Genomic DNA, 14,199 nt, shown 5'->3' on the forward strand with positions numbered 1-14,199 from the left:
GGGCGGCCCATCTTCCTCGGGACCACCCGGGACCCCTCCCGAGGAGCCATGCGCCTCCGCCTTCGCCTCCGCCGCGCGTCCGTACGGCTCGTTCCTAGCCGACCGTGAGCACGATCTTGCCTTGGATATGCCCTCGGGCGGCGCGTTCGTGCGCCGCCCGGGCGTCCGCGAGCGGGAACGCGCTGTCCACCGCGACCCGAACCGTGCCCGCGTCGAGCAGGAGGCCCAGTTCGGCGAGTTGCGCGCCGCTCGAGCGGACCTGGGTGGCCGTGACCGTGACGCCCAGCTTCGCGTTCTCCTCGTCGTCGAACTCGCCGAAGTACACCGGGTAGAGGGACCCGCCGCGCTTGAGGGTGCGCAGGAAGCGCCTGCTGTCGGGGCCCCCGACGGTGTCCAGGACGAGATCGACGTCACGGGCGGCCTCCTCGGGCCGCTCCTTGGTGTAGTCGATGAACTCGTCGGCGCCGAGCCCGCGCAGGAACGCCTCGTGGGCGCCGGAGGCCACGGCGATGACGCGGGCCCCCTTCCACTTGGCCAGCTGGAGAGCGAGGTGCCCCACACCACCGGCGGCGCCGTTGATGAGCACCGTGGTCTCACCGTCGAGTGCCATCGGGCGGTGCCGGGCCTCCTGGAACGGCGAGGGATGGTCGTGCCCGAGCTCGATCAAGAACTGCCACGCCGTCAGCCCCGACATGGGCAGCCCGGCGGCGTGTACATGGTCGATGGCGGCCGGCTTGCGGGCGAGGTCGGACGCGGGCGCGGTGACGTACTCGGCGTACGCGCCGCCCTGGAGAGCGGTGGGGAAGCGCAGCAGGCCGATCACCTCGTCTCCGGCCGCGAAGCCGGTGACGTCGGCGGCGACGGCCGCGACGACGCCCGAGACGTCGGTCCCCGGAATCAGGGGGAGATGGAACGGGGGCTTGAGCTCGGGAGGTACGTTGGGCATCCCCTCGCGGGCGTACCAGTCGGGAGGGTTGAGGCCGACCGCGTGCACGCGGATGAGCACCTCGCCCGGTCCCGGTTCCGGAACCGGCGCCTCCTCATAACGCAGCACCTCGGGGCCGCCGAACTCGTGCAGCCGGATCGCCCTCATCGTGTGTGTCGGCATCATTTTCTCCTGCCCCTGCCAGGGGATACGCTGATCGGATCAGTGGTCCAGATATCCGTACCACTGATCCGAATATATGGACCACCGATCCGGATAGTCAAGCCGGACAGTCGAGAGGGACAGATGCGGGCCGACGCCAGGAAGAACCGTGACCACCTGCTCGCCGTCGCGGGCACCGTCATCGCCGAGCAGGGCGTCGACGCGTCGCTGCGCGACATCGCGCGCAAGGCCGACGTGGGGCTCGCGACGCTGCTCCGCCACTTCCCGACCCGCGAGGCGCTGCTCGAGGCCCTGCTCCACACGAGCTTCGACGAGCTGACGGCAAAGGCGGACGAGCTCGAAACGTCGAGCTCGCCCGAGGACGCGCTGGTGTCGTGGCTGCGCGACTGCGTCGCGTGGACAACCGAGTACCGGGGCGTGACCGTGCTGATGGCAGCCGCCATCGAGGACACCGAATCCGCGCTCCACGCTTCGTGCGTCACCCTGCGCGCGGCCGGCACCCGGCTCCTCGCCCGTGCCCAGGCCGCGGGCATGGCGCGGACGGACATCGATGGCACCGATCTGTTCGCGCTGATCGCGGCGCTCGCATGGCTCGGCGACCAGCCCTCGCTCGCATCGCGCGCCGATCGCCTCTTCGAGGTTGTCGCGAGCGCGATCCTGACGAGATGATCGGCGCCGGTCAGCGCAGGTCGCGGAAGAACATCCGTACGTCACCCACCAGCAGTTCCGGGACCTCCATCGCCGCGAAGTGGCCGCCCGTCCCGAACTCCGACCAGTGGGTGATCGCGTGCCATGGCTCGGCGAGGCGGCGGATCGCGGTGTCGCCCCGGAAGACCGCGACGCCGGTGGGGACCCCGGACCGCTCGGGGGACGCGCCCCAGGCCGAGGCGGCCTCCTTGTAGAGGCGGGCGGAGGGGCCCGCCGTGTTGGTGAACCAGTACAGGGAGACGTTCGTCAGGACCGCGTCGCGGTCGAGGGCTTCCGGTTTGTCGCCGTGGGCGGCGAACCAGTCCACGTTCCAGGCCAGTTGGCCGACGGGCGAGTCGGCGAGGCCGTAGGAGAGGGTCTGGGGGCGGGTGCCCTGGATGGCGGCGTAGCCGGACAGCTCGCGGCGCCAGCGTTCGAGCCCGGCCAGCCGGGAGCGCTCGGCCGGGGTCAAGTCCTCCATATCGGTCGCGTCGGCCGACCCCGCGGTCACCAGGGCGTTGACGTGGACCCCGACGACCCGGGACGGCGCCACCCGGGCCACCTCGGGGGAGATCAGCGAGCCGAAGTCGCCGCCCTGGGTGCCGTAGCGCTCGTACCCCAGGCGCCGCATCAGCTCCGTCCACGCGGTGGCGATGCGGCGGATGCCCCAGCCGGGCTCGCGCGGCGGGGCGGAGAAGGCGAAGCCGGGGAGGGACGGGATGACGACGTGGAAGGCGTCGGCCGGGTCGCCGCCGTGTCCGCGCGGATCGGCGAGCGGGCCGATGACCTCGGTGAACTCCACGACCGAACCGGGCCAGCCGTGGGTGATCAGCAGCGGCAGGGCATCCGGCTCGGGCGAGCGGACCTGGAGGAAGTGCACCCGCTCCCCGTCGATCTCGGTCGTGAACTGCGGAAACGCGTTCAGCCGCGCCTCCTGCGCCCGCCAGTCGAACCCGGTGGCCCAGTACGCGGCCAGCTCGCGGACATGGTCGAGCGACGCCCCGTCGGACCATCCGGCGCCCGGGAGCCGCTCCGGCCAGCGGGTGCGGTCCAGGCGGCGGCGCAGATCGTCGAGGTCGGCTTCGGGGACGGCGATGTGGAAGGGACGGATCTCCATGGGCCGCACGGTAGGCGCGGTCGCGGACGGGGAGTGTCCGCGACGCCTCCGCCACCCCGGACAGCGGTCATCGACGTGCGCCGTCGCCCCGGCGGATGTCAGATGGGCCTAAGGCCGATCTTGGACCGGATCGTCGGGAGGCGCCATGCGTCGCGGAGCCCCGTATTCCCTGCGTGCCCGGCATTCCGTGCGCGCCGTCGTCCTGATCGTGACGGCCGCGACCACCGTGACCGCCTGCGGCGGCGGGGGCGGCGGCTCCGACGCCGGTGTCGTCCGCTCCTCCTGGGGTGATCCCCCCAATCCGCTGGAGCCCGCCAACACCAATGACGTCCAGGGCGGCAAGGTCCTCGACATGATCTTCCGGGGGCTCAAGCGCTACGACCCGAGGACCGGCGAGGCCAAGAACGCGCTTGCGGACCGGATCGAGAGCCCCGACCAGCGGAACTACACCATCACCCTCAAGAAGGGCTGGCGGTTCGCCAACGGGGAGAGGGTCACCGCCGCGTCCTTCGTGAACGCCTGGAACTACGGCGCCCGGATCGACCACAAGCAGCGCAACGCCTACTTCTTCGAGTACATCGAGGGCTATGACAAGGTCCACCCCGCGTCCGGCGGCGCCCCCACCGCCAAGGCCCTCTCCGGGCTGCGGGTCAGGAACGACCGGACCTTCACCGTCCGGCTCACCCAGAAGTTCTCCACCTGGCCCAAGACCCTCGGCTACAACGCCTATGTGCCGCTGCCCCGGGCGTTCTTCGAGGACCATGCCGCCTGGCTGAGGAAGCCCATCGGCAACGGCCCGTACCGGGTGCGGTCGTACGCCAAGGGCTCGGTGATGAAGCTGCGGGCCTGGGACGGCTATCCCGGCCCGGACAAGGCCCGTAACAAGGGCGTCGACCTACGCGTCTACACCGATAGCAACACCGCCTACACCGATCTCCAGGCGGGCAATCTCGATCTGGTCGACGATGTCCCGGCGCAGCAGCTGAAGTTCGTCCGCTCCGATCTCGGCAATCGCTACATCAACCAGCCCGCCGGGATCATCCAGACCCTCACCTTCCCGATGTACGACCGCACCTGGAGCGGCCCGGCGAAGGCCAAGGTCCGCCGGGGCATCTCGATGGCGATCAACCGCGCGCAGATCACCGAGCGGATCTTCCAGGGCACCCGCACCCCCGCGACCGACTGGACCTCGCCGGTGCTGCGCCGCCAGGGCGGCTATCAGCCGGGGCTGTGCGGAGACGCCTGCCGCTACGACCCGGTCCGGGCGCGCAAGCTGATCAAGGCGGGCGGCGGGCTGCCCGGCGGCCGGATGACGATCACGTACAACGCCGACACCGGCTCCCACAAGGACTGGGTGGACGCGGTCTGCAACAGCGTCAACACCGTGCTGCGGAACGACCGGGCCTGTGTCGGCAAACCGGTCGGCACCTTCGCCGACTACCGCAACAAGATGGCGGGGAAGAAGATGACCGGGCCGTTCCGGGCCGGCTGGCAGATGGACTATCCGCTGATCCAGAACTTCCTCCAGCCGCTGTACTACACCGGCGCCTCCTCCAACGACGGCCACTTCAGCGACACCGGTTTCGACCGGCTGGTGAACCGGGCCAACGCCGCCTCCGCCGACGGCCGGGCCATCGCCGGTTTCCGGGACGCGGAGAAGATCCTCGCCGAGCAGATGCCCGCGATCCCGCTGTGGTACCAGAACGGCAGCGCGGGCTATTCGCAGCGGCTCAGCGAGGTGGCGCTCAATCAGTTCAGCGTCCCGGTCTACTCACGGATCAGGGTCGGCTGAGCCATGGGCCGCTATACGCTGCGGCGGCTGCTGCAGATGATCCCGGTCTTCATCGGCTCCACCTTCCTGATCTTCTTCATGGTGTACGCGCTCGGCGACCCGGTGGCCGCGCTCTTCGGCGACAAGGCCCCCGACCCCGCCACCGCCGCCCGGATCCGTAAGGACCTGTATCTCGATGAGCCGCTGTGGCGGCAGTACGCGCACTACATGGGGCAGATCTTCAGCGGCCACTTCGGTACGGCCTTCAACGGGCAGCCGGTGACCGAGCTGATGGCGAGCGCGTTCCCGGTCACCCTCCGGCTCACCCTCGTCGCGGTCGCCTTCGAGATGGCGCTGGGCATCACCCTGGGCGTCCTCAGCGGGCTGCGCCGGGGCCGGGGTCTTGACACCTCGGTGCTGCTGCTCACCCTCGTCGTGGTCTCCGTCCCGACGTTCGTCAGCGGCACGGTGCTGCAGTATCTGTTCGGCGTGACATGGGGCTGGGCCAGGCCGTCGGTCTCGCCGGAGGCGCCGCTGAACGAACTGCTGCTGCCCGGGGTGGTGCTGGGGCTGGTCTCGCTCGCGTACACCACCCGTCTCACCCGTACCTCCATCGTGGAGAACGCCCGCGCCGACTACGTCCGCACCGCCGTGGCCAAGGGGCTGCCGCGCCACCGGATCGTCACCCGCCATCTGCTGCGCAACTCGCTGATCCCGGTGGTGACGTTCATCGGCACGGACATCGGCGCACTCATGGGCGGGGCCATCGTCACCGAGCGGATCTTCAACATCCACGGCGTGGGCTACCAGCTCTACCAGGGCATCCTGCGCCAGAACTCGCCGACCGTCGTCGGCTTCGTGACCATCCTGGTGATCGTCTTCCTGCTCGCCAATCTGCTCGTCGACCTCCTCTACGCCGTGCTCGACCCGAGGATCCGGTATGCCTGAGCCCTTTGACACGCGTTACGACATGACCGAGGCGATCGCGCCGCCCGGGAGCGGCGGCGGCCGTCCGGTGGACCCCGCCGCCTCCGGCACCCAGGCCCCGACGGGCGGGCCAACTCTGAAGGGCGGGCCACGGCGCGGCCCCTGGCGACGCCTCCCGCTCCCCTGGCGCGGGGAGCCCGGCGGCCGCTCCGGCGGACCGGCCGCGCCCACCGGACGGGGGCTGTGGACCGACGCCTGGCACGATCTGCGCCGCAGTCCGATCTTTGTCGCCTCCGCGCTGATCATCCTCTTCCTCGTCGTGATCGCGATCTGGCCGCAGCTGATCGCGAGCGGAAACCCGTACCACGGCGACCTGGCCAAGGCGCAGGACGGACCCGCCCCCGGCCACCCCTTCGGCTACGACCTCCAGGGCCGCGATGTCTACACCCGCACGGTCTACGGCGCCCGCGCCTCCATCACCGTCGGCATCTGCGCCACCCTCGGCGCGGCGCTGCTGGGCAGCGTGCTGGGCGGGCTCGCCGGGTACTTCGGCGGCTGGTGGGACGCGCTGCTCTCGCGGATCGCCGATGTCTTCTTCGGTATCCCGATCCTGCTGGGCGGGCTGGTCTTCCTGTCGGTGGTCACCAGCGGCTCGGTCTGGCCGGTGGTGGGCTTCATCGTGCTGCTGGGCTGGCCGCAGATCTCCCGGATCGCGCGCGGCTCGGTGGTGACCGTCAAGGAGCACGACTACGTGCAGGCGGCGCGGGTGCTCGGCGCGAGCAGCGGCCGGACGCTGCTGCGCCATATCGCGCCCAACGCCGTGGCCCCCGTGATCGTCGTCGCGACCATCGCGCTGGGCACCTACATCTCGCTGGAGGCCACGCTGTCGTTCCTCGGCGTGGGGCTCAAACCGCCCACCGTCTCCTGGGGGATCGACATCTCCTCGGCCGCGACCCAGATCCGCAACGCCCCGCACATGCTGCTGTGGCCGGCCGGGGCGCTGTCCATCACGGTGCTCGCGTTCATCATGCTCGGCGACGCGGTGCGCGACGCCCTCGACCCGAAGCTGCGCTAGCCATGGCTGCGCTAGCCATGGCGGCCCGCCTGCTCGACGTACGGGACCTGCGCGTGGAATTCCGCACCCGGGACGGGATCGCCGAGGCCGTCGGCGGTGTCTCGTACGCCGTCGACGCCGGCCGGACGCTGGCCGTGCTGGGCGAGTCCGGCTCCGGCAAATCGGTGACCGCCCAGGCGATCATGGGCATCCTCGACTCCCCGCCCGGCCGGATCACCGGCGGCCAGGTGCTGTTCCAGGGGCGGGACCTGCTGACGATGGGCGCGGAGGAGCGCCGCCGGATCCGGGGCGCCGCGCTGGCGATGATCTTCCAGGACGCGCTCTCCGCGCTCAATCCGGTGATTCCCGTGGGCGCCCAGCTCGCCGAGATGTACGAGGTGCACCGCGGGATGTCCCGCAAGGACGCCCGGCGGCGGGCGGTCGAGCTGATGGACCGGGTCCGCATCCCGGCGGCGGGGCAGCGGGCCGGGGACTATCCGCATCAGTTCTCCGGCGGTATGCGCCAGCGCATCATGATCGCCATGGCGATGGCGCTGGAGCCGGACCTGATCATCGCCGACGAGCCGACCACGGCCCTGGACGTCACCGTCCAGGCCCAGGTCATGGAGCTGCTCGCGGAGCTGCGCCGGGAGTACGCCATGGGGCTCGTCCTCATCACCCATGACCTGGGCGTGGTCGCGGACGTGGCCGACACCATCGCCGTGATGTACGCGGGCCGGATCGTGGAGACCGCGCCGGTGCGCGACCTCTACCGCCGCCCCGCCCACCCGTACACCCGCGGACTGCTGGACTCCGTGCCGCGCGTGGACCATCGGGGCGAGCGGCTCTACGCGATCAAGGGCGCGCCGCCCAGTCCGCTCGCCCTGCCCCCCGGCTGCCCCTTCCACCCCCGCTGCCCGCGCGCCCAGGAGGTCTGCCGCGTCGAACGGCCGCCGCTGTACGAGGTGTCGGCGGACGCCGGAACGGGCGCCGCCGGCGGGCGGACCAGCGCCTGCCACTTCTGGAAGGACGAACTCGATGCCCTCGACGCCGTCAATGCCTGAGGCCGGGACCGCCGAACCGGTCCTCGAGGTCCGCGATCTCGCCAAGCACTATCCGCTGACCCGGGGGGTGCTGGTGAAGCGGCGGATCGGCGCGGTCCGGGCGGTCGACACGGTCTCCTTCGCCCTGCGGCGCGGCGAGACCCTCGGCATCGTCGGCGAATCCGGCTGCGGCAAGTCCACCGTCGCCAAGCTGCTGGTCAGCCTGGAACGGCCGACCGCCGGGACGATCCACTACCGGGGCGAGGACATCGCCCGGCTGTCGGGCCGCGCGCTGCGGGCCGTCCGCCGCAACATCCAGATGGTGTTCCAGGACCCGTACACCTCGCTCAACCCCCGGATGACGGTGGGCGACATCATCGGGGAGCCCTTCGAGATCCACCCCGAGGTGGCGCCCAAGGGCGACCGGCGGCGGGCGGTCCAGGACCTCCTGGACGTGGTGGGGTTGAACCCCGAGCACATCAACCGCTACCCGCACCAGTTCTCCGGCGGCCAGCGCCAGCGCATCGGCATCGCCCGGGGTCTGGCGCTACGACCGGAGATCATCGTCGCGGACGAACCGGTCTCGGCGCTGGACGTCTCGGTACAGGCGCAGGTGGTCAACCTGATGGAGCGGCTGCAGGACGAATTCGACCTGTCCTACATCTTCATCGCCCACGACCTGTCGGTGGTCCGGCATATCGCCGACCGGGTGGCCGTGATGTACCTGGGCCGTTTCGCCGAAACGGGCACCGGCCGAGAGATCTACGACCACCCGACCCACCCCTACACCCAGGCCCTCCTGTCGGCCGTCCCGGTCCCCGACCCCGGCGCCCGAACCCGCCGCGACCGCATCCTCCTCACCGGCGACGTCCCCTCCCCCGCCAACCCGCCCTCGGGCTGCCGCTTCCGCACCCGCTGTTGGAAGGCCCAGGGCCGCTGCGCGGTGGAGGTGCCGACACTGACGGTCCCGCCGGGGCTCACGGGTGCCGCCGCCCATGCCTCGGCGTGCCACTTCGCGGAGGAACGCTCGGAGGTCAGGGCATGACGTTCAGGGCAAGATGTCGAAGATGCTCCCGCCGGAGCTGTTCCCCAGCCCCGTGCCCGGCCCCTGGGGCACCACCTTGTGCACCGGGTGGACACGCAACTGAACTTGGGGCGCGAACGCCTGCATGGCGGCGGCGAGCCGGGTGTGGTCCACCTTCCAGAAGACGACGACCCGGTTGTTCCTGACGACCTGGTACTCAATATGCGGCGCGGCACTCGCGGCGGTCTGTGGGCTGATCGTCGAGTCCGGGCCGGGAACGTCCGGCACGCCCTGCCGCAGCTTCGAACCTATCCGCCGTATCGGCCTCTCCATGGTCTTTTTCGTGGCCCATACGACGACGGCTTCGATGTCCCGCCACGGCACGAGGGCCGTGAACCGGCGGTAGCGCGTCACGGGGCCGCCCAGGGTGACGCCCGACTCATCGGCCCGGAAGGCCATCAGCCGCTTCCAGCCGAGGCCCGAGAAGAGCTGAAGGGGCGTGCGGGTGTAATACGCCTGATAGACCGGTGAGTGAGGGACAGTCATGCCACGACCCTACGAGGCCCGGCGCGGCGCCGTCTCGCGCCTTCGGCGCATTTGAGCATGGGTCGGGGGGTGGGGGGCCAGGCGCCGTCGCCGGGCGCCGGCTGGCGGGTGTGCCCGTCGGTGGCGGCGCCTGTGCTCGGGAGCCGAGGCCATCGCCGGACCGCCGGACCGGCCCCGGATTGCCGGGGGTGGGGCACCCCCCTCGAAAGCGTTTGACGAATTAGTTGCGCCAGATCAAGCACTCCCGGAAGGGCGGTCCAATGTCCCCGCCTTCGCGGCCCGCAGGAACGCGCGCAGCGCGGCGGGGGTCGTGGATATGACGACCCCCGGGTCGTCGCTCTCCCGGAGGTGGGGGGTGCCGACGGAGTCGGCGGCGAGTTCGACGCAGTTGGGGGCGTCGCCCGTGCTGAAGCTGGACTTCCGCCACGGAAGCGAGGACATGCAGCTGTCTCCTTAGAGAAGCGGATAGAGGATGTGTTGGATGAGCCCGAGGGAATCCTTCGCCGTACGAGCCTCCGGCACAGCCTCAGCATCGACCGGAGGCAGTGCCAGTTCACTCAGTCTCGCGAACGATTCTCCGTACTCGGCAAGCGCTTGGCGCTCGTCGAGGAACTGCGCCTTGCCCACCTGGTCGACGAGCACCGTGCCCAATTCCACCACGCCGGGTTCGATCACCATGAACGGGTGACTGAAGGCCGCGCTTCCCTCGTTGTCGATGGGGACGATTTGGATCGTGACGTTCGGCAAGCGCGACAACTCGATCAGCCGCAGCAGTTGATCACGCATCACCGCCCGACCTCCGTAGAGAACACGCAGCGCCGCCTCATGAATGATGGCGTGGAATTGGGGAGGCCGCTCGCCCGACAGGACCTTCTGCCGCCGCATCCTGAACTCCACGGCTGTGTCACGCACTTCACTCACGGTCGGCGAGAAGCCACTGCTATGCACGGCAGTCGCGTACTCGAAGGTCTGAAACAGCCCCGGAATGAACAGCAGCTCGTAGTTGCGCAGGGAGACGGCTCCGGCCTCTAGCTCTGCCAGGTCAAGATGAGTCGCACCGAGGGTCGTGCGGTAGTCGCTCCACCATCCCTTCCCCGATTCCTGCCCCAAGGCCAGTAGGGCATCGACGGGATACGTATACGTACCACCCAATGCCCGGGTTAGCTTCCGGAAGCGGTCGGCCGACAGGCCCGTGCGACCGGCTTCAACGTTGCTGAAGTGCGGCTGGCGCATGCCCACCGCCTCAGCCGCCTCGCCAACGGTCAGCCCCGCCGCCTCCCGCAGCCTGCGCACCTCGACGCCAAATCGGCGCTGCCGGTACGTGGGATCGCCCCTGAGTCCCATAGTTCCCCTCTCTAGTGCGGGCGAGTGTTGCGCAGCGCACGTGCGCGCGTCCACTGCGTAACCCCACCACTCCCGACTGGGTTGAATATATACGCGCCATATCGCTACCTTAAGTATGGCGCCAGTCACAGTAGGCACTCACCCGGAGGCTGCCCCATGCGCACGCCCGAAGAGCCCTGGTCCTACGGCCTGTTCATCCCCCACGACCCACGCGCCGTGGGCGTCGTACGGGCCACCATCCGCCACGTCCTCAGGGCGGCCCGGCTCGACTGCATCGTGGACACGGCCGAACTGCTCGTGTCGGAGCTGGTCACCAACGCGTACCGGAACACCACCACCGACGCGTACGTCAGCATGGACTGGGAGCCGTCGCCGTCCGACTTCCGGGTCACCGTATGGGACTCCGGCTGCGGGCTGCCGCAGCCGGTGGCGGCGAACGCCGAGGACGAGGGCGGGCGCGGGCTCACGCTCGTCGAGTCGTACTCCGACACGTGGGGCGTGCACGACTACACCGACAAGGACGCGGGCGTGACCGGCAAGGCCGTTTGGTTCACGCTGAACCCGCCGCCACCCGCGATGGGGCAAACTGGATGAGCATCGGCCCCCAGCGATCACCCTATGGGGACGACCTACGGCACATCGGAGGAGACAGCGCCGTGAGCACACAGCCCATAGAGGACTCCCACGACGAGCCGCTGTTCCCCATGCCGCCGCTGACCGAACAGGCGCTGCGAGTGGCCGTGCGCTCTCTGGACCTCAGCGCGGCTGTCCGGTTCGAGGAGGAGTTCCACAGCGCCTGGCAGGAGGCGGTGCAGACCGACAGCACCGTCCCCATGCACACCTTCCTCCAGCGCTGGGGAGTATTCGTGGCTCTGCGGCGCTATCCCGGGCGGGCCCGACGGCTCCATGAGTTGGAGGCGGCCGTCGCCGAAGCACCCAGCATCGAAGATGCCCGGCGGGCCTCAGCCGAGATCGGACTGCTCTTGGACGCCGCGCGTCGCGAGGTCGCAGCGTGAGCGATTGGACCTGGGAGTACCTGCCCGATGCCGAGAACGTGGTCGGCGGTCTGGACCCCCAGATCAAACACGATGTTGAGCGGCTTGCCCAGCGACTGGCCGACGCCGCCGCCGTCAAGTACCTCGGCGACCCGCCGATTCATGAGTCCGGGGTGTCCCGATTACTCGACCATGCAGAGGGTCGACTGATCGTCTGGTATCAGGAGCATCGTCGCCTCACCACCGTCCTCATCATCCGGGTACAGCATTGGCCCGAGTCGGACGCGCCGTGAACGACCGCGAGGGCCCGCCCGGACCGTGCTGATCACGGTCCGGGCGGGCCCTCATGGCATTACGCACCCGCGCGGTGGCGCTAGGCGTGGACCACGTCCTTTTCCTCCGCGAAGTGGCACGCCGACTCGTGCGCCGCGGGCGAGTCCGTGCCGGCGAAGCGCTCGGGGATGGCGAGGAGGGGGATCTCCTTGGCGCACTTGTCCTCGGCCTTCCAGCAGCGGGTGCGGAAGCGGCAGCCGGAGGGCGGGTTGGCCGGGGAGGGGACGTCGCCGGTGAGGATGATGCGTTCGCGGCCCTCGCGCGACTCCGGGTCCGGGACCGGGACGGCCGACAGCAGCGCCTGGGTGTAGGGGTGCGTCGGGTGGTCGTAGATCTCGGTGTCGGAGCCGATCTCGGCCATCTTGCCCAGGTACATCACGCCGACCCGGTCGGAGATGTGCCGGACGATGGACAGGTCGTGGGCGATGAAGATGTAGGACAGGTTGAACTCGTCCTGGAGGCCCTCCATCAGGTTGATGACCTGTGCCTGGACGGACACGTCGAGCGCGGAGACCGGCTCGTCGCAGATGATGATCTCCGGGTTGAGGGCGAGGCCGCGCGCGATGCCGATGCGCTGGCGCTGGCCGCCGGAGAACTGGTGGGGGTAGCGGTTGATGTACTCGGGGTTGAGGCCCACCACGTCCAGGAGTTCCTGGACCTTGCGGCGCCGGTCGCCCTTCGGGGCCACCTCGGGGTGGATCTCGAAGGGCTCCCCGATGATGTCGCCGACCGTCATCCGGGGGTTGAGCGAGGTGTACGGGTCCTGGAACACCATCTGGATGTTGCGGCGGACGGCCCGCAGCGCGCGGCCCGACAGCCGGGTGATGTCCTGGCCCTTGTAGAAGACCTCGCCCGCGGTGGCGGTCTCCAGGGTCATCAGCAGCTTGGCGACGGTGGACTTGCCACAGCCGGACTCGCCGACGATGCCGAGGGTCTCGCCCTGGTAGAGGTCGAAGGAGATGCCGTCGACCGCTTTGACCGCGCCGATCTGCCGCTTGAAGAGGATGCCCTGGGTCAGCGGGAAGTGCTTGACCAGATTGCGCACCTGGAGGATCGGCTCACCGCGGTCGACCTTGGCCTCGAGCGCGGCGACCGCCTCGTCCTCGGTGGCCGCGTCGACCGTCTCCACCTCCGTGACGTTGGGGGTGGCGTCCGCGGCCGGTTCCATGGCCTTCTCGTTCTTCTCGGGGTCAGCCATGGAGGGTCTCCTTCCAGAAGTGGCAGGCGCTGCCGCGGCCCGGCAGTTCCGTGCCGTCCTGCTCGGTGACCTGCACCAGGGCGGGGACGTCCGTACGGCAGATGTCCTCCGCCTTGGGGCAGCGCGGGTTGAAGGCGCAGCCCGTGGGGATCTTGAGCAGGTTGGGCGGCAGCCCCTTGATCGCGTAGAGCTCCTGGCCCTTGCGGTCCAGGCGGGGGATGGAGTCCAGCAGACCGCGGGTGTAGGGGTGGGCCGGGCGCTTGTAGAGCTCGTGCACGGGGGCGGTCTCGACGATCCGGCCCGCGTACATCACAGCGATCTTGTCGGCGACGTCCGCCACCACACCCAGGTCATGGGTGATCAGGATCAGACCCATGTGGTACTCGCGCTGGAGCTCCGCGAGCAGGTCCATCACCTGGGCCTGGACGGTCACGTCCAGCGCCGTGGTCGGCTCGTCGGCGATGATCAGGTCCGGCTCCAGCGCCATCGCCATGGCGATCATGATGCGCTGGCGCATACCGCCGGAGAACTGGTGCGGATAGTCGCTCACCCGCTCCTTGGCCGCCGGGATGCGGACCCGGTCCATCAGCTCGATGGCCTTGGCCTTGGCCTCCTTCTTGGACAGGCCCTGGTGGACCCGGAACATCTCGCCGAGCTGATAGCCCACGGAGAGCACCGGGTTCAGCGCCGAGAGCGCGTCCTGGAAGATCATGGCGATCTTGCGGCCGCGGATCTTACGGCGCTCCTCGCCCGCCATGGTGAGCATGTCCTCGCCCCGGAACAGGATCTGCCCCTGCGGGATCCTCCCGGGCGGCATGTCGAGGATGCCCATGATCGCCTGGGCGGTCACCGACTTGCCGGAGCCGGATTCGCCGAGGACGGCGAGCGTCTCACCGGCGCGGACGCTGTAGTTGACGCCGTTGACGGCCTTGGCGACACCGTCCCGGGTGTGGAACTCGACATGCAGGTCGCGGACTTCGAGCAGTGGGGTGCCGTCGTCTCCGGCGCCCTCGCGGACGGCGTCGTCCGCGGTCTTCTCAATGGTGGTCACG

Annotated in this window: 16 protein-coding genes; 9 read left to right on the plus strand and 7 right to left on the minus strand. The window is 69.8% G+C overall.

Annotated features, from left to right (window positions below):
* Positions 1–94 precede the first annotated feature (94 nt).
* Entirely contained in the window at positions 95–1,108 is a 1,014-nt protein-coding gene (locus tag LIV37_RS18565; protein ID WP_020868651.1) for an NADP-dependent oxidoreductase, read from the minus strand.
* 123 nt (positions 1,109–1,231) lie between these two features.
* Between LIV37_RS18565 and LIV37_RS18570 the strand changes: the two genes are divergently transcribed.
* Positions 1,232–1,777 carry a TetR/AcrR family transcriptional regulator gene (locus tag LIV37_RS18570; protein WP_020868652.1) on the plus strand — a complete coding sequence of 182 codons (546 nt, stop codon included), beginning with the start codon at positions 1,232–1,234 and terminating at the stop codon, positions 1,775–1,777.
* A gap of 10 nt (positions 1,778–1,787) precedes the next feature.
* On the opposite strand, the gene LIV37_RS18575 is transcribed toward LIV37_RS18570, so the two are convergent.
* Positions 1,788–2,912, minus strand: a complete 1,125-nt coding sequence (locus LIV37_RS18575) for an epoxide hydrolase family protein (RefSeq protein ID WP_020868653.1) — start codon at positions 2,910–2,912, stop codon at positions 1,788–1,790.
* A gap of 145 nt (positions 2,913–3,057) precedes the next feature.
* Here LIV37_RS18575 and LIV37_RS18580 point away from each other — a divergent pair, with 145 nt between their 5' ends.
* Genes LIV37_RS18580 through LIV37_RS18600 form a run of 5 tightly spaced genes read left to right on the plus strand, consistent with a single transcriptional unit; the run spans position 3,058 to position 8,752 of the window.
* Complete coding sequence (locus LIV37_RS18580; protein ID WP_121824777.1) at positions 3,058–4,704, plus strand: peptide ABC transporter substrate-binding protein; 1,647 nt, start codon at positions 3,058–3,060, stop codon at positions 4,702–4,704.
* A 3-nt stretch (positions 4,705–4,707) separates the two neighbouring features.
* Positions 4,708–5,631 (plus strand): ABC transporter permease, encoded by a 924-nt coding sequence (locus LIV37_RS18585; protein ID WP_020868655.1) that lies wholly within the window; start codon positions 4,708–4,710, stop codon positions 5,629–5,631.
* Positions 5,624–6,685: an ABC transporter permease gene (locus LIV37_RS18590; RefSeq protein WP_020868656.1), complete on the plus strand. Its 1,062-nt coding sequence runs from the start codon at positions 5,624–5,626 to the stop codon at positions 6,683–6,685. The genes LIV37_RS18585 and LIV37_RS18590 overlap by 8 nt, the downstream gene beginning before the upstream one ends.
* 2 nt (positions 6,686–6,687) lie before the next feature.
* A complete protein-coding gene (locus LIV37_RS18595; protein WP_243146211.1) occupies positions 6,688–7,728 on the plus strand; it encodes an ABC transporter ATP-binding protein in 1,041 nt (346 codons plus the stop codon).
* A complete protein-coding gene (locus tag LIV37_RS18600; RefSeq protein ID WP_243146210.1) occupies positions 7,703–8,752 on the plus strand; it encodes an ABC transporter ATP-binding protein in 1,050 nt (349 codons plus the stop codon). Before LIV37_RS18595 ends, LIV37_RS18600 begins: the two co-directional genes overlap by 26 nt.
* A 3-nt stretch (positions 8,753–8,755) precedes the next feature.
* On the opposite strand, the gene LIV37_RS18605 is transcribed toward LIV37_RS18600, so the two are convergent.
* The 3 genes from LIV37_RS18605 to LIV37_RS18615 all read right to left on the minus strand — a co-directional run bounded on the left by LIV37_RS18605 (position 8,756) and on the right by LIV37_RS18615 (position 10,621).
* The gene (locus tag LIV37_RS18605; RefSeq protein WP_020868659.1) at positions 8,756–9,277 is read right to left on the minus strand and encodes a hypothetical protein; all 522 of its coding nucleotides are present in this window, start codon (positions 9,275–9,277) and stop codon (positions 8,756–8,758) included.
* A 234-nt stretch (positions 9,278–9,511) separates the two neighbouring features.
* Positions 9,512–9,718, minus strand: coding sequence for a DUF397 domain-containing protein (locus tag LIV37_RS18610; RefSeq protein WP_020868660.1), 207 nt, complete (start codon positions 9,716–9,718; stop codon positions 9,512–9,514).
* 12 nt (positions 9,719–9,730) lie between these two features.
* Positions 9,731–10,621 (minus strand): helix-turn-helix domain-containing protein, encoded by an 891-nt coding sequence (locus tag LIV37_RS18615; protein WP_020868661.1) that lies wholly within the window; start codon positions 10,619–10,621, stop codon positions 9,731–9,733.
* Positions 10,622–10,777: 156 nt separating this feature from the next.
* On the opposite strand from LIV37_RS18615, the gene LIV37_RS18620 reads away from it, so the two are divergent.
* The 3 genes from LIV37_RS18620 (at position 10,778) to LIV37_RS18630 (ending at position 11,909) form a co-directional block, all read left to right on the plus strand.
* The gene (locus LIV37_RS18620) at positions 10,778–11,215 is read left to right on the plus strand and encodes an ATP-binding protein (protein WP_020868662.1); all 438 of its coding nucleotides are present in this window, start codon (positions 10,778–10,780) and stop codon (positions 11,213–11,215) included.
* A 62-nt stretch (positions 11,216–11,277) separates the two neighbouring features.
* Positions 11,278–11,637, plus strand: a complete 360-nt coding sequence (locus tag LIV37_RS18625) for a hypothetical protein (RefSeq protein ID WP_020868663.1) — start codon at positions 11,278–11,280, stop codon at positions 11,635–11,637.
* Positions 11,634–11,909: a hypothetical protein gene (locus LIV37_RS18630; RefSeq protein WP_020868664.1), complete on the plus strand. Its 276-nt coding sequence runs from the start codon at positions 11,634–11,636 to the stop codon at positions 11,907–11,909. The genes LIV37_RS18625 and LIV37_RS18630 overlap by 4 nt, the downstream gene beginning before the upstream one ends.
* An 80-nt stretch (positions 11,910–11,989) precedes the next feature.
* Here the strand turns inward: LIV37_RS18630 and LIV37_RS18635 are convergent, their stop codons facing one another.
* Both LIV37_RS18635 and LIV37_RS18640 read right to left on the minus strand, forming a co-directional pair.
* A complete protein-coding gene (locus tag LIV37_RS18635; RefSeq protein WP_020868665.1) occupies positions 11,990–13,147 on the minus strand; it encodes an ABC transporter ATP-binding protein in 1,158 nt (385 codons plus the stop codon).
* On the minus strand, positions 13,140–14,198 hold the full coding sequence (locus LIV37_RS18640) for an ABC transporter ATP-binding protein (protein WP_020868666.1): 1,059 nt from the start codon (positions 14,196–14,198) through the stop codon (positions 13,140–13,142). Before LIV37_RS18640 ends, LIV37_RS18635 begins: the two co-directional genes overlap by 8 nt.
* Between the last annotated feature and the right edge of the window lies 1 nt (position 14,199).

The organism is Streptomyces rapamycinicus NRRL 5491, assembly GCF_024298965.1.
Lineage (GTDB): Bacteria > Actinomycetota > Actinomycetes > Streptomycetales > Streptomycetaceae > Streptomyces > Streptomyces rapamycinicus.